This window comes from Paenibacillus sp. oral taxon 786 str. D14, from assembly GCF_000159955.1.
GTDB classification, from domain to species: domain Bacteria; phylum Bacillota; class Bacilli; order Paenibacillales; family Paenibacillaceae; genus Fontibacillus; species Fontibacillus phoenicis.
This window is the reverse complement of the sequence record NZ_GG695970.1, coordinates 94,188-110,943: the sequence shown is the minus strand read 5'-3', so window position 1 is coordinate 110,943 and position 16,756 is coordinate 94,188. Positions and strand designations below refer to the sequence as shown.

Annotated in this window: 16 protein-coding genes and 1 tRNA gene; 4 read left to right on the top strand and 13 right to left on the bottom strand. The window is 53.6% G+C overall.

The genetic code is table 11. The features are described from left to right. Nucleotides 1-69: 69 nt before the first annotated feature. Nucleotides 70-852: a glycosyltransferase gene (locus POTG_RS00540; protein WP_009222832.1), complete on the top strand. Its 783-nt coding sequence runs from the start codon at nucleotides 70-72 to the stop codon at nucleotides 850-852. On the opposite strand, the gene POTG_RS00535 is transcribed toward POTG_RS00540, so the two are convergent. The 6 genes from POTG_RS00535 to POTG_RS00510 all read right to left on the bottom strand — a co-directional run bounded on the left by POTG_RS00535 (nucleotide 849) and on the right by POTG_RS00510 (nucleotide 7,907). Next, nucleotides 849-2,177 carry a glycoside hydrolase family 28 protein gene (locus tag POTG_RS00535; protein ID WP_009222831.1) on the bottom strand — a complete coding sequence of 443 codons (1,329 nt, stop codon included), beginning with the start codon at nucleotides 2,175-2,177 and terminating at the stop codon, nucleotides 849-851. The genes POTG_RS00540 and POTG_RS00535 overlap by 4 nt on opposite strands. Then, entirely contained in the window at nucleotides 2,164-3,288 is a 1,125-nt protein-coding gene (locus POTG_RS00530; RefSeq protein ID WP_036643693.1) for a glycoside hydrolase family 88/105 protein, read from the bottom strand. Before POTG_RS00530 ends, POTG_RS00535 begins: the two co-directional genes overlap by 14 nt. Nucleotides 3,289-3,333: 45 nt before the next feature. Beyond that, on the bottom strand, nucleotides 3,334-4,209 hold the full coding sequence (locus tag POTG_RS00525; protein WP_009222829.1) for a carbohydrate ABC transporter permease: 876 nt from the start codon (nucleotides 4,207-4,209) through the stop codon (nucleotides 3,334-3,336). After that, a complete protein-coding gene (locus tag POTG_RS00520) occupies nucleotides 4,209-5,180 on the bottom strand; it encodes an ABC transporter permease (RefSeq protein ID WP_009222828.1) in 972 nt (323 codons plus the stop codon). Before POTG_RS00520 ends, POTG_RS00525 begins: the two co-directional genes overlap by 1 nt. A 15-nt stretch (nucleotides 5,181-5,195) precedes the next feature. Next, the gene (locus POTG_RS00515) at nucleotides 5,196-6,749 is read right to left on the bottom strand and encodes an extracellular solute-binding protein (protein WP_009222827.1); all 1,554 of its coding nucleotides are present in this window, start codon (nucleotides 6,747-6,749) and stop codon (nucleotides 5,196-5,198) included. 120 nt (nucleotides 6,750-6,869) lie between these two features. Further along, nucleotides 6,870-7,907, bottom strand: a complete 1,038-nt coding sequence (locus POTG_RS00510; protein WP_232282195.1) for a hypothetical protein — start codon at nucleotides 7,905-7,907, stop codon at nucleotides 6,870-6,872. On the opposite strand from POTG_RS00510, the gene POTG_RS00505 reads away from it, so the two are divergent. Further along, complete coding sequence (locus POTG_RS00505; RefSeq protein ID WP_232282194.1) at nucleotides 7,854-9,125, top strand: response regulator transcription factor; 1,272 nt, start codon at nucleotides 7,854-7,856, stop codon at nucleotides 9,123-9,125. The two genes, POTG_RS00510 and POTG_RS00505, sit on opposite strands and share 54 nt — an antisense overlap. Before the next feature lie 196 nt (nucleotides 9,126-9,321). On the opposite strand, the gene POTG_RS00500 is transcribed toward POTG_RS00505, so the two are convergent. The 3 genes from POTG_RS00500 to POTG_RS00490 all read right to left on the bottom strand — a co-directional run bounded on the left by POTG_RS00500 (nucleotide 9,322) and on the right by POTG_RS00490 (nucleotide 12,012). Then, nucleotides 9,322-10,308, bottom strand: coding sequence for a LacI family DNA-binding transcriptional regulator (locus tag POTG_RS00500; RefSeq protein ID WP_009222824.1), 987 nt, complete (start codon nucleotides 10,306-10,308; stop codon nucleotides 9,322-9,324). Nucleotides 10,309-10,395: 87 nt separating this feature from the next. Then, a complete protein-coding gene (locus POTG_RS00495; protein ID WP_009222823.1) occupies nucleotides 10,396-11,739 on the bottom strand; it encodes an alpha/beta hydrolase in 1,344 nt (447 codons plus the stop codon). 188 nt (nucleotides 11,740-11,927) lie between these two features. Further along, nucleotides 11,928-12,012 (bottom strand) — tRNA-Leu (locus POTG_RS00490). A 162-nt stretch (nucleotides 12,013-12,174) separates the two neighbouring features. Here POTG_RS00490 and POTG_RS00485 point away from each other — a divergent pair. Next, on the top strand, nucleotides 12,175-12,606 hold the full coding sequence (locus tag POTG_RS00485; RefSeq protein WP_009222822.1) for a hypothetical protein: 432 nt from the start codon (nucleotides 12,175-12,177) through the stop codon (nucleotides 12,604-12,606). 21 nt (nucleotides 12,607-12,627) lie between these two features. Here POTG_RS00485 and POTG_RS00480 read toward each other — a convergent pair whose 3' ends face one another. The 3 genes from POTG_RS00480 to POTG_RS00470 form a co-directional block, all read right to left on the bottom strand. Continuing rightward, entirely contained in the window at nucleotides 12,628-12,843 is a 216-nt protein-coding gene (locus POTG_RS00480; RefSeq protein ID WP_009222821.1) for a hypothetical protein, read from the bottom strand. 182 nt (nucleotides 12,844-13,025) lie between these two features. Next, nucleotides 13,026-13,358, bottom strand: coding sequence for a hypothetical protein (locus tag POTG_RS00475; RefSeq protein ID WP_009222820.1), 333 nt, complete (start codon nucleotides 13,356-13,358; stop codon nucleotides 13,026-13,028). A gap of 102 nt (nucleotides 13,359-13,460) precedes the next feature. Then, entirely contained in the window at nucleotides 13,461-14,033 is a 573-nt protein-coding gene (locus tag POTG_RS00470) for a xanthine phosphoribosyltransferase (protein ID WP_009222819.1), read from the bottom strand. A gap of 397 nt (nucleotides 14,034-14,430) precedes the next feature. Between POTG_RS00470 and POTG_RS00465 the strand changes: the two genes are divergently transcribed. Beyond that, nucleotides 14,431-15,477: a YkvI family membrane protein gene (locus tag POTG_RS00465; RefSeq protein ID WP_009222818.1), complete on the top strand. Its 1,047-nt coding sequence runs from the start codon at nucleotides 14,431-14,433 to the stop codon at nucleotides 15,475-15,477. Between the two features lie 65 nt (nucleotides 15,478-15,542). Here the strand turns inward: POTG_RS00465 and POTG_RS00460 are convergent. Then, a partial coding sequence (locus POTG_RS00460; protein ID WP_009222817.1) for an ATP-binding protein occupies nucleotides 15,543-16,756 on the bottom strand: 1,214 nt, incomplete at its 5' end.

The following is a 16,756-nucleotide window of genomic DNA, read 5'->3' as shown; positions in this document are numbered from 1 at the left end:
TTCTCGCATAAGATGCTAGAAGATTGAAATAAATCTTCGCGGCGTGAAATTGAAGGAGGCTGAACCGTTATGCCAGAGAATGGGGGCAAACAGAAGAAACTAATCATTGAGATTCATTTTAACGATTGGGGAGGAACGCCGGAACGGACAACTCGAAACTGGATTGAGAAAAGGCTGGCTCTGTTCATGACCTACACGCGAAAAAGCTTGCAGCTGCAAACCTCGCAAGATTTTTCCTGCTATGTCATCTACGATCCCGCCTCCGAGCGAATAATCCGGGAAATCCTCGACCGGTACGTACCTCTGCCTAGAAATATTCAGTTTGTGACGCCAAGGGGTTATTATGCCCATGTTTCCGAAGATATCGCAGGCTATGACTGCTACTACCGGGTGTATCTATCGAGCGACGATATGTACCACAAAGATTTCATCCGCAGACTGCACGCTTATACGCCGAAAAAAAATACAGCCGCATTGGTCCCCCAATACGGCTACATTTACGATTCGGTGCAACACCGGCTGGGCAAATTTTTCTTCTGGCTGCCGAGCTACGGCGCGACAATCCATGATGTCGGGAAGTTTCTGCAAGGTCAGCGGCCGAATTTCAGCTGGCGTGACGCGCTAAAGGTGCCCCATGAGTTTATCCATGTCAAAGAACCGATTTGGATCAATCATATCCATGCTTTAAACACAGGAATGTCCTTTGAAAGAGTAAAAACCTGGAAGACTCCCGGCATCAAAGATGCCATGACGATCGAGCCCTGGTCGGACAGCCAGCGTGCCAAAACCTTCTTTGGCCCGGAAATCGTCAGCCCAAGCGAAATCAAACGGGTGTTGTCCAACTTTTTCTAGTGCCGCTCCACTAAGGGTTCCGGCTTGGCGGTCCGCTTCGAGCGGCACGCCGTCAGTTCAACGTCTTCCCCGTTTTCGATATAAAAAGCCGGACCCTCGTGGTTTTCAATCGACACTTGGTTAAATCGTACGTCCCGCACATTTCCCAGGTAGAACCCGCGCCGTGCCGTCTCCTCGATTCCATCCATCATGGCGGGGCGGCCGGGAACCGCGTCCTTCGCCATGGAAATCTCGATTTGGTCGAAGGTGACTTCGGAAATGTACTGCTCCGCCAACCCGTACAAGAAGCCGGCAGCGGCGTGCACCTCGCGCGCCGTGATGTCGGAGAAATGAATCCGCCGGAACTGCGGAGTTTCCTCCGTAACGGGATAAGGATTTTTGTCCCACACGTATTTCTCCTTGCCGCGTGGACCGCAGAAATAATACAGATTCATAATAAACGGACAGATCACGTTTTCCATGACGAGGTTGCTGACGCGGATATCCTCGACGATACCTCCGCGGCCGCGTCGGGACTTGAGCCGGATGCCGCGGTCCGTGTGCTGGAAGACGCAGTTCGAAATCGTCACGTTCCGGATATTTCCGCTCATCTCGCTCCCGATCACCACCCCGCCGTGACCATGAATCATCGTGCAGTTTGTGATCGTAATGTTCTCACAGGGAACCCGCTCCGCCGTTTCTTCGGTGCCTGCCTTGATCGCGATACAATCGTCCCCGACATCGATATGGCAGTTGCTGATTCGCACATTCGAGCACGATTCCGGGTTAATTCCATCCGTATTGGGGGAATCCGCCGGGTTCAGAATCGATACGTTGTCGATCGTCACGTTGTGGCAGCGAATCGGGTTGACCGTCCAGCTGGGCGAGTCGACCAGCGAAACGTCCCTGATCGTCACCCGCCGGCAGCGGTCGAAGCTGATCAGCTTCGGACGCGGATAGTGCAGCTCCTCCGGACGGTTGCGCTGCTTCTCCCACCAGGGCTGGCCGTTCCCGTTGATGCAGCCGCTCCCCGTGACGGTCACATTCTCGAGATCTTCCCCGTAGATACAGGAGGCATGAACCTCCCGTTGCACCCCTTCCCATCTTGACTTTACGACCGGATAATCATCCGGGTTGGTGCTGAAGGACAACACCGCCCCGGGACTTAACCTAAGCTCGATATGGCTCTTCAGGAAAATCGCTCCGGTCACGAACGTCCCGGCCGGCACGACCACCGTGCCTCCTCCGGCTTCGCTTGCCGCCGTAATCGCGGCCGCGATGGCCGCGGTTGCCGGAACCCCGCTGTCCTTCACCGCACCATAATCAACGATATTATATGTGCACATCCGCGGGATCCTCCATTCTGCTGAGGAACATTTCCATTTGGGTGCAGGCCATCACAAACGCGCCAACCCCGTGCAGATCGTTTTTCACTTTCGGGCGCGCAGCGTAATGGTCATAATCCCCGGCCGATGTGCCGATACAGATATCCGGCAGCACCAAACGGCCTTTATCGTCCCATTCCACCACCCGGGTCAGCCCTTCATATCCCCTCAATGCGGCTTGCCCGGCGTCTTCACCGGCAAGGCCCTGCTGCACCGCCTTCGCCAGGGTGTATACGAACAGGCAGGAGCCTGACGTTTCCAGCCAGTTATCCGGCCGATCGCCTTTGTCGACCACCTGATACCAAAGCCCACTCTCCTTGTCCTGATAACGGATCAGCGCATCCACGAAACTCGATAACGCCCCCGCGAGCTCCTCCCGCCCGGGCTCATCTGCCGGCAGCAAATCGAGGAATTGAGACAACGCCAAACCATACCAGCCCAGCGAGCGGCTCCAAAATTCCGGGGAACAGCCGGTTTCCGGATCCGCCCAAAGCATCCGCCGGCTCTCATCCCAGGCATGGTACAGCAAACCCGTCTTCGCATCGCGCATATGTTTGCGCATCAGCTTCTCCTGGTGCAGCACCTCTGCCCGAAGCCCTGCTTCCCCAAACGCATTCGCATATTTCAGCGAAAATACACCGGCCATATAGAGACCATCCAACCACATCTGATAAGGATACTTATCCTTGTGCCAATAACCGCCCTCGCTTGTGCGGTTCAGCGTCAGCAACAGGTAGCGCAGTTTATCGGCTGCTATCCGGTATTTGGCCTTCCCGGTCCGTTCGTATAACGTGAACAGCAGCAATCCGGCCTGCACGGCATCCAGCTCATCGCGAGCGAACATCAAATTGCCCTGCTCATCCACCAGATCATCCACGTATTGTTGAATGTACTTGATGTACTTCTCATCCTGAACGACCTCCCACAGTTGCTCCATGCCGCACAGAAAGACGCCTTGATGATAATGCCAGCGATGGGCGGGAGGGAGAGTTCCCGCATCCGTGTAAATGTCCATCATCGAATCGCATGCCTTCTTCGCCCATTCCAAGGGAGTGTCTGGACGTTGCCTCATCTTTTCCCAGCTCCTTCCGCTTCGTATTTCATCGCCATGGATCATTCAACCTTTCATCGACCCCAGCAAAGCCCCTTTGGCAAAATGCTTCTGCAGATACGGATACACCAGCAGAATCGGCAGAGTGGCAACCACGATGACCGCCATCTTGATCGTCTGATCCGGCGGCGGTACGGTTCCATCCAGCTCAGCGCTGTGGTCCAGCCCGCTCGCGAGCACGACGATTTGCCGCAGCAGCACCTGGATCGGCCATTTGGCGCTGTCGTTCAGATACAAAATCGCCGACATGTACGTATTCCAATACGTAACCGCATAGAAGAGCGAGATCGTAGCGATCGCCGGCATCGACAGCGGCAGCACGATTTTGAACAAGATGCCAAAGTCGTTGCAGCCATCGATCCGCGCGGACTCCTCCAAGCCCTCCGGAATGTTCTGAAAGAAGTTCTTCAGAATGATCATATTAAATGCGCTGATCGCAGAAGGAATGATCAAGGAAGCATACGTATCGATCATCCCCAGCTCCTTCACAACCAGGAACGTCGGTATCAACCCACCGTTAAACAGCATCGTAAAGACAACCAGAAAATTGATCGTTCTCCGGCCGTCGAGGTCTTTACGGGCCAACCCGTAAGCCATCAGCGCCGTCAGCAGCATGCTGAATAACGTACCCATGAGCGTAACGCCAATGGAGACCCCCATCGCCTTAAAGATCGTATTCGTTGAAAAAATAAACCGATAAGCCTCCAGACTCCACACTTTGGGAATCAGCACGAATTTGTTCGCCGCCAGCTCTGCGCTTGTCGTAAATGAACCGGCCACGACATGCACGAAGGGCAGCACCGTTATCAACGCAATGATGGCCAGCAGCGTAAAATTGATTGCCGCGTAAATACGGCCGCTGACCGATCGGTCCTCTACCATCAGTAAACGCCCTCCTCCCCGAACTTCTTGGATAGTTTATTGACCAGCATGACCAGGATCAGGCCGATGACGGATTTGAAGAACCCAATCGCCGTGCTGTAGCTGTATTGCCCCTGCCGCAGCCCCGCGGTGTACACATACGTGTCGATAATTTCCGCAACCTGCCGGTTCATCGAATTCAGCAGCAGATAGACATGCTCGAAGCCCAAATCCAGCACATGCCCGATTTTTAAAATAAACAGCGTAATGATCACGCCCCGAATCGACGGAAGCGTAATATGCCACACCTGACGCATCCGGCCGGCTCCGTCCATCCGTGCTGCCTCATACAATCCGGGATCGATGGCCGCCATGCCGGCCAGGTAAATGATCGTCCCCCAGCCGGCCTCCCGCCAAATCACCTGAAGGATGTACATCGGTCGGAACCAGTCGGGATTCAACAGGAAGTTGATCTTTTCAAAGCCGAAGTACACCAGCAGCTCGTTAATAATCCCGCCATCCATCGTCACCATCACGTAGGTAATCGACACGATGATGACCCAGGACATAAAATGCGGCAAGTAAACGAATGTCTGGAACAGCCTTTTGAAGAAGTTCCCTCTCAGTTCGTTTAGCATCAACGCCAGGATGATCGGCACCGGGAAATAGATAAACAAGTTGAGCGCAAACAAAATCACCGTGTTTTTCAAAATGACCATAAAGTCCGGTTCCGTAAACAGCCGCTGAAAATGCTCCAATCCTACCCATTCGCTGCCCCGGATGCCGTTATACGGCTTGTAGTTCTGAAAGGAAATGATCAGCCCGTACATCGGCAAATATTTGAAGATGATGAAATACAGCACGCCGGGCAGCAGCATCACATACAGCCATTTATTTCTCCACAGCCGCTTGCGGAGCTGTGCGGCCTTCGCACGTCTTTCGGGCGGTGGAAGCTTTGGCGCGAGTGAACTAGGAGCTGTTGCGTCTCTCATACGAATCTTCCTCTCTTATCTCGCTGCGTTATATTCCTCGATAATCTTCGAGCCGCCCCGGCTCTTCCATTGCTCGATCGCTTTCTCGAAGCCCGCCTTGTCGATTTGACCGTAAATATATTGATATGTGGCGTCCGTAATCAACTGCTGCAGCTCCACGCCCTTCTCCGCGTAGGTTTGCGAATCCAGCGCCGCCGTAGGGTCAGGCACGCCCACCTTGACGTTCTCCTTGATTAATTCTTCCGCATGGATCCGGCCTGGCAGCGTATTGTAGCTTTCGTACATGCCGTTGGTTTCGGGTTCCCCGATGACGCTGTCCTTAAACGGCTTCACTTCGCGCTCGATCAATTCTTTGTTATCCGCAGCCTTGGCTTTGCCTTCTACGACCGTATAGTGCGTGCCTTCAATGCCCCAGTACATCAAATTGGCTACTTCCGGCGTCATCATCTTGTCAAAGAACGCTAAAATTTTCTTAAGTTCCGCTTCATCCTTGATCGCCGATTTCGGGAACAGGATGATATTGTTGTAGCCCGGAATCATCCACTGGGCGAACTTCCCGTCGGGACCGGCTACCATGCTATGCGTGTCGAGTACGGCGTCCGGCACATTTTTGATCAGATCCTTGTTCAGCGAATCGATGTCCTGCATGGACCCGCCGATATAGAGCCCGGCCTTGCCGCTTGTGAACATATTGACGGCATCGGTTTTGCTGGTCGCTGCAAAGTCCTGGTTAATGTAGCCGTTATCCCGCAGCTTCTTAAAGAAATCCATCGTATCGATATATTGCGGGAACATAAACTCAGGCAGCAGCTGGCCGTCCTTCTCGCCCCAGTTGTTTGGCGTGCCGAACCAAGCGGATACCGTCTTGAACGCTCCGTAGACCAGCTCGTTCCGGTCAGCGATTCCGATCGTATCCTTTTGGCCATTTCCGTCCGGGTCTTGTTCCGTAAACGCCTTGGCCATTTCAAACAATTCGTCCACATTGGCCGGTGCGGACAAGCCTAACTTATCGGCCCAATCTTTGCGGTAAATGATCCCTTGGCGTGCCAGCGGTCTGCCGATATAGAGGGAGTACAGCTTGCCTTCCACCTTCGTATTGTTCAGAATTTCCGGCTTTAATTTGTTCAGGTTCGGGAATTCGCTTAAGTACGGGCCGATTTCCCAAAACTGTCCGTCCTTAATCGCTTCTTTCATTTGAATAAACGTGGTTTGGTTTTTGAGGTAGGTGACTTGAGGCAAGGAGCCCGTGGCAAACGCGGTGTTCAGCTTTTCTTCATAGGTGTCCGCCGGGAAAAACTGATAGTTCAGCTTCGTGTTCGTCAGCTTCTCCAGCTCAGCTTTGATCGTATCCGGCGGCGTCTCCGACGTATTTAACGGCAGCATAATCGTAATTTCCGTTGGTTTCTCCGCCTCTGCGGTTGTGTTCCCGCCGTTGTCAGAAGTAGACGCGGCAGGCTCTGTCGCAGCTGAACTGCCGCCCCCCTTATTGTTAGCGCTTCCACAACCGGCCAGCACAACGCTTAACGATAACAGTGCGGTCAGAATGAGGATGAAGGATCGTTTCTTCATAACCTTTGGACCTCCCATGGTTTGGATTGCTTACTCTTCCACGGTATCGTCATGGCGGCAGTACGGAAACAATCATTTCCTCATAACGGCAGCTGCTAAGCGTTGAACCTGAACTAATGATTATCGGCGTGATAGCGCTTCCTCAAATTCGCGGATTACGGCTTGACCGCCGCTTTGCTTCCACCGCTCAACCTCTTGGCGGAAGCCGTGGGCGTCGATGCGCCCCAGGATATAATTGTAGGTGGCATCGCTAATGATCGTGGACAGCTCCGCACTCTTCTCATCATAAGTCGGCGAGCTGAGCCGAACCGTCGGATCGTCCACCAGGAACGCTTCGTTGTCTTTGCTAAGCTGTTCGGCGATTTGAGTCAAATGCTCTTTTTGCGCGACCTCCATCAAATTGGGGTTACTGATATCGGCGATCATCAGCGAATATAACGGATTCACCTCGTTCACCCGCAGCTGCGACGTTTCTTCCGGCAGAATGACCATCCCGTTCTCCGTCCGGTAGTGCCTGCCTTCGAAGCCATATTTCATTAAATTGGCCACATCCCGATCCATGGTCCGGTCGAAAAACCGCAGCGCATCTCTCAGATCCTCCTCCGTTGGAATCATCTTCTTAGAAAATAGATACAGGCCGTTAAAATTCGGAATCGACCATACTTTATAACCGTACGGACCTTTGATCCGGTTCACCAGCGTAAAATCCGCATCCGGGTTGATGGCCCGCGCTTCAATGGCAAGGCGCTGAACGTCGGTCATACTTCCGATCAAAACGCCCGCCTCGCCGCGGATGAACCGATCCCGTTGCACCTCTTTGCTTGTCAGCGGAAAATCCGAGTTAATCAGCTTCTCGTCATACAGCTTTTTCATAAAATTCATCGTATTCAGATATTCATCCGTCATAAATTCCGGAATGACCCGGCCATCCTCGATCTTCCAGTTGTTTGGGGTACCGAAATAAGAGCTGAGCGTCTTAAAAATACCGTGCGTCGGATGTACTCGCCGATTGAACGCCTTCTGCATCTGATCGGCCGGCGCAAAACCGATGTCCGCCGGGGGCATGCCGATGAATTTGAGCTCATTGGCGAAGAGTATCATCGTTTGTTCCAGTCCAAATCGCAGCTCGAAACGGAAGTTCGTCAGCATATCCGACAAGTGCGGGCTTTTTCCTTGATTGAAGCGTACCAAGGGCATTACACCAAAAGCCAATTACTGGAGAAGCTTGAACAATACGGCTACCAGGAGCAGATCCACGCTTGGCGAACGATGGCGGTATTCACCTTAGCCCTGGATTTTACGGAGGATTCGGCCTATGCCAAAAAGGATCTCAACCTGCTGCTGTTCGCCGCGCAAAATATCATCGAGGAACTGCTGGATCCCCAAAGCCGGTTCACTCCCGTGATTATGGATCAGACGATCGTGACGTTGATCGGAAGTCCTGAAGAGGGGCCCGATTCGTTTCGCCAAGCCGTTTATGCCTGGACGGAGAAGCTGCAGCACGAAATCCATCAATGCCTGAAGGTCCATGTCAGCATTGGCTTAAGCCTGCCATTCCAGTCTATCGCGAAGCTGCCCATCGCTTACCGCGAAGGGATGGAAGCATTGAAATATCGAATGAAGCTGGGGACCGGGGTCATTATTCAATACGAGAACCTCAACTCCGGCAAGCATGTCCTGAACGTCAATTACCCGACGCATAAGGAAAGCAAGCTGCTAGACGCCATCAAGCTGGCGGAAACGGAGAAAGCCAAGGAAGTGAACGCGCGGTTGTTTAACTCCTTGTTTAGCCAGGAGCTGTCGCCGCAGGAATATCAAATTCCGCTGACCCGCCTGCTGAACAATCTGCTGGTGATGATGCAGGAAGCGGGGATCGCCTTGCACCAGATCCGGCCTGCAGGCAGCGGCTCATTATTTGAAGAGATGCTGGGGCTTCACACCAAAGCGGAAATCGAGGATTGGTTCTGGACAACGGTCATTCAACCGATGATCCGCATCTTTAATAACCGGCAAAACGCCCAATACCAGAACATTTCGGAGAAGATTATCGATTTGATTCACCACGAGTACGACACGGATCTGACCTTGGAGGCTTGCGCCGCCCGTCTTCATTACAACGCGAACTACATCAGCAGCATTTTCCGGAAAGAAACGGGCTACTCCTTCAGCGAATACCTCACGATGTACCGCTTCAAGATGGCCAAAGAATGGCTGCGCAACACGGAAATGCCCGTCAAGGAGATCGCAGCCAAGCTGAGATACAACAACTCGCAGAACTTTATCCGTTCCTTCCGAAAGGTAGAGGGTATGACGCCGGGGCAGTATCGGGAAGCTGAGTCTGCGCATTCGCCGGGGAACATTCGGAAATCGATGTAAGGCTGCGGGGGCGGAGGTATATATGGGCCGGGGCTTTTGCAGGATTATCCCGTTTGTTCAGGAACCCGCAACCCGCTTGATGACCGCCTATCACTGCACCTGCTTTCTCCCTTCACTTCACCTTGCCCGCTCCCGGCTTATTGCTTCCTGAACGAAAGGGATAATCGTGGCAAGAGGCATACGAAGCGGAGGGAAGTTAGCCCTCGGCAATCACTTGCTGCAAAGGAATCGAAACGTATTCTTCATATCCCACTTGAGTTTTGGAGCTTGCATTTGAAGGGGGCTTGTCCTTCGATTCGATATAAAACTGCATGATCTGAAAAGCAACCTCCAGTTGTCCGCGATTTGCTTCTGAGGTGAGCTTGTGGACCGTCGAAGGCAGCACTTCAGGACAGCCGCTCGTACAAAGGACGGTCAGATCCACGTCCAGTCCTCGTGAGGCGTTCGCAACAAGCATGCCAACAAACTCGTTGATCACAATCCCGGCGCCCCCTCTAAACCGCGCCAGAAAATCGGGCAAATGGTCCACGTTGTCCGCTGTGAGCACGAAAATGGCTTCCGGTTCGAGTTCTGCCGCATCCATGATGATCTTCATCGTGTTCTCATTCGTGAAGTCATCCAACACCAGAAAGCGCCGTGCGGTCGCGGCCGATTGCTCTCTCCATAAGGTAAACGCCTTGCGGTAATCCATCACAACTTTATGAAACAGCGGATCGTCGATATGGGTATCGAGCAGTACGATCGGAACCCCAAAGCTAAAATGGACGGAGATGTCCCGGAAGACGTCCTGCTTCACTCCGGCCAACAGCACCCCATCCACCTCCCGCTGCCGGATGATCTCTGGATTGGGCCGCAAGGCGTCCATCCCCAGCACAAGCAGGTGATAGCCTGCCTGATTGCAGAGCACCTCCATCCGTTCAGCTAATCTGCCGTAATAGAGCTGCTTCCATAACCCGTCCCGCTCGCTGCGGCAGAAGAGCAAGGCCACCATGCCGGATTTCCCCCGGACAAGCGAACGTGCCGCAAGGCTGGGGATATAATTTAGCTTCTTCGCGGCTTCCAACACACGGCAGCGCGTTTCTTCCGTAATTTTCTGGTTGTCCACATGATTTAAAATGTAACTAACCGTTGCCACCGAAACCTTCGCTTCACGGGCAATATCCTTCATGGTTGTTTTTTTCACGGCCAACACCTCATCAAATCTCTAGCACTTTGGTAGGATGATACCATATCCCGAAAGGGAATCGCTACTGCCTTGATCCATAAAGGATTAGGCAGTTGGGTCATCCTCCCACTCCTCCACGATGAAATGCAGACGAACCGGCTCGGAGGTGTCAAAGCGTCGGCTCGTTGCCCTGCGCTCATGGAATCCAAAGCCTCGCGATACCTTCACATCAAATACCAGGTCTCTAGGCAGCAAGAAGCTCCCCTGATAGAACCCGTCTCGAAATTTCGGGATTTCGAACCCCGCGTGAATTCGAGCATCCGCCGGGGTAGACGGTGGAACGGTCACGCTGATTTCAACTTGCACGTGCTCGGACAAGTCCGGGATCACCTCGATGCTCGTCAGTGCGGTAAGCCCGCCGAAGCTGACCGTTACATCAGCTTTCCCTTCGGCCAGCGGAACGATCAAGCCGTCCGGTCCCACCTTCAGCACTTCCGGACAGTCCACCGTATAGTCTGCCTGGAGTAAACTCATTTCGAAGCCTGTGTCGCAGGTCACTTGGGGATAGAGCCAGACCCGATGCCCTTGCAGCCCCACTTGTCTTCTCCCGTCCAGTCTGATACTGCGCGGACGTCCGATCTCGCCAAACAGATACATCAGCGGACAATGCAACCGTCTGGCCCAATCGGCTTGGGAGTGGCCTGCCGTCTCGTCGAGCAAAAACATCAAATCCTCGCCCGGCGTAAAGCCGCTTTCGATCATTTCATCCACAAACGCCCGGACGTGACGAGGCATGATAAGCCCTTCCGCTCCTCCGATATCGACCCAAACACGCAACGACGGCGGTTTCACCGGGAAGGAATGGTATATTTTTTGCTCGCGTACCGGTTCAAGATGGTTCATATGGTCCCTTGGTTCATTCACCACCGCATGCACCAGAAAAGGCGACAGGATCGCCACCTGTCCAAAGATGTCCGGCCGGCGAAAAGCGATATGATAAGAGACAAGTCCGCCCGCAGAAGAACCGATGATCGCCGTATGCTCCCGGTCCGTTAATGTCCGAAACTTAGCATCGATCATCGGCTTCAGCTCCTCAATGAGAAACCTTTCGTACAGATCCCCTTTACAAGTCGTATGGAAAGCTTCTCGAACTCCCGGATGATTGTGAAAATACTCCGAGCCCCGTTGATCCTCAATGGACGATACCGCCACGATAATCACTTCTTCCATCCGACCTTCCCGGTTTAACCGCTCGGCTGTTAGGTGCATCTCCCAAGAGTCTCCCTTAGAATCAGACGCAAACATATGCTGTCCATCCTGCGCATAAAGCACCGGGTACCGACGATGCTCCGCTTCCGCATAAGAAGGAGGCAAATAGACATAAACCTCCCGAGCATTGCCCAAAAACCTGGAGTACACATTAGCAAGTGTAACGATTTCCGCTCCCATTCGTAACCATCCCTTCGGCAAGCAAATTTAACTTAAACGATTAATGTTCTAAACTTAAACGTTTAAGTTAAGTTGATATTAGGCTGGCTCTGGGGATTTGTCAACACGATCTCTCACAACAATGAGCAAAAAAAGAGCTCTCGATCACCATAAAGGTCAATCAAGAGCTCTTGTTCGTTAAAAATCAATGCGGTCGAGAGGACTCGAACCTCCACGGGGGGTTAGCCCACACGGACCTGAACCGTGCGCGTCTGCCAATTCCGCCACGACCGCATAATCGGTATCGTACAAAATCATATTTTGCAGCGACAAGATAGATCATACCACGTCCAACCCAAAAAAGTCAATGCCCAACTTTCGGATAAGCCCCCTTGATTAAAAATAATCTATCGGGTTATGATAAGAACATAAGTTCGCACAAAGAGGTGTTGACCTATGGCCGTTCCCGGCATTAAGGAAGAGGAACTCGCGCTGATCAAGAGCGCGTTGCTGCTTGGTTTTTTGCAAAAAGTATTTCAAAGGGACGCCCGAATTCTCGAGCAAAGCGGGCTGCTGAAGAGCCCCGAAGCTTACGTTGAACTCATCCGCAACGGCGAGCGGCGAGCGGCGCTGGTTCTCTCGGAAATCCACGGCAATCTCCGCGAGCGGAACATCGCTATCGAACGCATTCACCAGGATGAGAACGGCATTCAGGCGGAATACCGTTGCCGGGGCTATCGCGGAAAGATGAGGATTTTGTGGGCCGGCCTGCAACAGGAGGTATCCTCCCGGATGCGCGCTTATTTGAACGGAACCGCCCAGGCGGCAGGTTCGTCCCGGAGAGAACGCATGGAAAAAGGGAACCTCAAGGCACATCTCCTTCCTTAAGTTCCCCTTTTCCCTCATATCTTAATCCACCGGCGAAATTCTAGGCTCTTTCGCAGGCTGATAAATGTAATTGCGGTCCAGCTTCACCACGTTGCGGTTCGGTTTGCGGATTAACACATGCGTGTCGTCCCAAGCTACGACGATTCCCCGCACGTCGTTTTCCGGAAGGCCGTCGCGTACGACGCGTATTTTTTCTCCGGACAGCCGGTATTGGTCCAATAATTCATCCGAGATCATCGGATACCCCACCTCCTGGGAATCATTATACAATAGTTGCAGGTCCCGTCCATCCTTCGCCTTAGGGAAATGCAAGAAAAAGCCCCGCCGGCGAACCAGCGGGACTTCGATCATTTTGAATGCTTTAAGCAGCCGGTGCAGCACCGGACAGTATCAGGTCGCTTTGGACCTTGCGCAGGGGATTATCGCGAAGCGTGCTCCCTGCTGTCATTCGTTTCAAACCAGAAATCAAGCACTTTGGCCGACATGACTCTTTGCTCCAAATACCCTACTTGTTGCGGGCTGAACTGTTCCTTCCAAGGCACATCGAGCTCTTGGCACAGCCCGGCTATCGTTAACAATTGCGACCATGCTACATAGCGTTTGTACCAGAAAAACTGGGGATGTTCAAGCATATAGGGATAAAGGTCATCAAACTCGGTATGTTTGCAATCCAGGGCACGTTCAAAAGTTACCTTCGCTTCGGACAATTTCGAAAGAAAAAACTCCGCGTCTACTGCCAATTCTTTCCCCATTCTTTTAGCCTCCTCTCCCTAGTAATCCTCATTATAGCGAAAAAACGGAGGCCTGCAAAGGATTAACCGTAATTTGGCTGCATTTTCTTCGCCCGTTTGTCCTCAGTCAGCGAACGTGATTTGTCCGCCCTCCAACGATGCGATGCGGGCCAGCGTCTCCAGACGGATCCCCTGCTCCCGAATCGCCTGGGCTCCGGGCTGGAAGCATTTCTCGATGACGATTCCCGCTCCAACCAGTTCCGCCCCGGATCTTTCAATAATTCGGATCAATCCCCGGGCTGCGTCACCATTCGCGATAATATCGTCAATGAACAGCACCCGGTCGTTCTCCCCAAGAAAATCGCGTGACACCAGAATGTCCGTCACGATTCCTTTCGTAAACGAAGGGACACGCTCGCACAGCATGTCCGGCTCGGCCAGCAGCGTTTTCTTCCGCCGCGCAAATACAAGCGGGACGCCTAACTCATAAGCGGTCGCAAACGCCACCGCGATCCCCGACGACTCCACCGTAATGACGCGGGTAACCCCTTGGTCGCGAAACCGTCTGGCAAATTCCTTGCCCATCTCCATCGTCAGTTGCGGATCCACCTGATGATTCAGCAGCCCGTCCAACTTCAGCACTTGGTCCGAGACGATGACCCCTTGCTCGACGATCTTTTGTTTTAACAATTCCATATCATTTCCTCCAAAGATCATGATCTATAGCTTCGTCCAACAAGTCAGATTTCGAGTTCATGCGGGAGCGGTGTGCGGCTGGGCGTAACGGAACGTACGGCCCTTATTTGCCCATTTCCCGGCTATTTCCCGCGCTAACGGAACCTAGAGGCCTTATTGGACCATTTTGACGGTCAATCAGCTGAATTTGTCCCAAATAAGGTCAGCTCGTTCCGTTAGAATCTGAATAGTCCCATTCTCCGGCGAATAACGTCTCTCAGTTCCGTTACATTGACGGCGAGCAAACCTGCCGCGCTCGAAAGATGACTTTTTGGACGACCTATAGGTTTTAAGTCATGTCCAGTTCTTGGACAACATACCTTGTACTATATATAGCACAAGAACCGGGGGGAAAACCATGAAAAATGCCGTAAAAGTTCTGCAGATCGCCTTCACCTACATCGGCACCGTCGTTGGCGCCGGTTTCGCGACGGGACAGGAAATTCTTCAGTTTTTCACCCGGTACGGCAAATGGGGCGTATTGACGATCCTGCTATCTACGCTGCTGTTCGTCTGGCTTGGCACCAAAATGATGCTGCTTGCTCGAACGATTCAAGCAGCTTCCTATGAAGACTTAAACCGCCGTTTGTTTGGCGAACGGATCGGCAGTGCGCTCAGCATTTTTACGTTGATCGTGCTCATCGGTGTCAATAGCGTGATGCTGGCAGGCGCCGGCTCCGTCTTTATGGAACACCTGGGCTTGCATTATCAGACAGGCCTTTGGATCACTTTGATTGCTACCTATCTGCTGCTGGGCCGGGGAATCAAAGGGGTGCTGCAGTTGAACTCCATCGTGGTCCCGATGATGCTGATTCTCTCCCTCGCCATTATCACCAATACCGCGGGCTCGCCGGGGGCGGCTCGTTTTCTGTCGCTGGAGACGGATCATCCGCTGATCGCCGCTTGGGCTGCGCCGCTGATGTATGCAGCCTTTAACTTGTCCATGGCTCAGGCGGTGCTGGTGCCGATCGGCAGCCATACTGAAAGTCGCCGGGTGATTGTCCTGGGCGGCGTTCTCGGCGGCGTCGGCGTTGGCTTTATGCTAATGGCCGGTCATTTTGCCCTGTCGGCTTACATGCCAGGGATCGTGCAGTACGAAATCCCGATGGGCAGCATTGCCGAGCAGCTGGGAACCACCATCCAACTGATCTATGTGCTGCTTATTTTTATGGAAATCTTCAGCACCTTTGTCGCCGACGTGTATGGGGTGACCCTCCAGCTGCAGCAGCGGGTTCAAGTGCCGCCGATGCTGATTTCGGTTACGATTTTGTGTATCTGTTATATCACCAGCCAATTTGGTTTTAGCTCCCTGCTATCGGTGCTGTATCCCGTGTTTGGCTTGTTCAGTTTGATTTGGGCGCTCATGTTAGGGATATATCGGCAAAAAGAAACCCCCAGGGGCTAATCCCCCGGGGACCTTCTGGCTGTCTATCAATGATACTCTTGCGCTGCTAAACTCACATGATCAATTTACAAATGCACGATCTTGGCTTCCGGCAGCAAGGTTTGGACATGCCGAACCACATGCTCATGGCAAGTCATCATAATGAGTTGCTGGCGGTCCGCAACCTTCCGCAGCACCGACAACGCCCCTACCAGGCGGCCTTCGTCAAAGTTGACGAACAAGTCATCGAGCAGCAACGGCAGCGGATGAGAACCCGATACCGCTTCGGACAAAGCCAGCCGCATCGACAAGTACAGCTGCTCCGCGGTCCCTCGGCTAAGCCGTGCACTTTCGAGCGGGCCTAACTCCGCATGCTCCGCCATCAGCTCCTGCGTGCCGATCTTCATGACGATGCGGCGGTAGGTGCCGCCGGTCATTTCCGCGAAGTATCCCGACGCGGCTCGCAGCACCGCAGGTTGCCGCTCTTCCTCGTAAACCCGGCGTGCACGGCCAATCAGTTCATGGCACACCGCCATCACCGCATACTGATCGAGACGATCGCGCAGAGCCGCCCGCTGCTCCTCTAATTGCTGCATCAGATCGTCCCGTAAACAGCGGGCGGCTAAGCTTTCCTGCTCCTGCAGCAAACGTCCGCGTTGCTCCTGGAGCTGTCCGAGCCAAGCTTCAGCTTGCGCCAGCTCCTCCTCCGCCGTGTCCAAGCGCTGGCGGAGCTCCGCTTCCTCCGTCGTCCGCAGCAGCTGCGCCAGCTCCTCCCGCTTCGCTTCGTCCAGTCCTGCAAACAGCATCAACTCCAGCTGCCGCACCTCCCGCTCCAAAGCTTCCCGCCATTCCTTCGCAGCCCCAAGACGCAGCAGCTCCTCCCCGTCAGCTGCACCCGCTTCGGCGAGCAACGCCTGCTCCGATTCCCGCAATTGCCGCAACCGATCGTCTAAGCGCTGACCCTCTTCCTCCAGCGGTAACAACTGAGCGGAAAGCTGGTCGTGATGTTTTTTCGCTTCGAGCGCGCCGTCCAGGTGAGATAAGGCTGCTCGCAGAACTGCCGCGGCTTGATCGGAGGTTGCTTGGTCGCCATAAGCCAAGCATTCCTGTTCAAACCGCTCGTTCTCCGCACGGAGCGCGGCCATCTTGGCCGCCAGCCCATCCAAGCGGGCCAGCCAGTCCCGGCCTTGCTCCGCGAGGCGGAACACGTCCGCAGCCGCCTCCGGGGACAGATCGGCAGACAATTTTCGTTCGGTCAGCCATGTCTCCCACTGCCCGGCCAACTCCTCAAAGGCGGCTT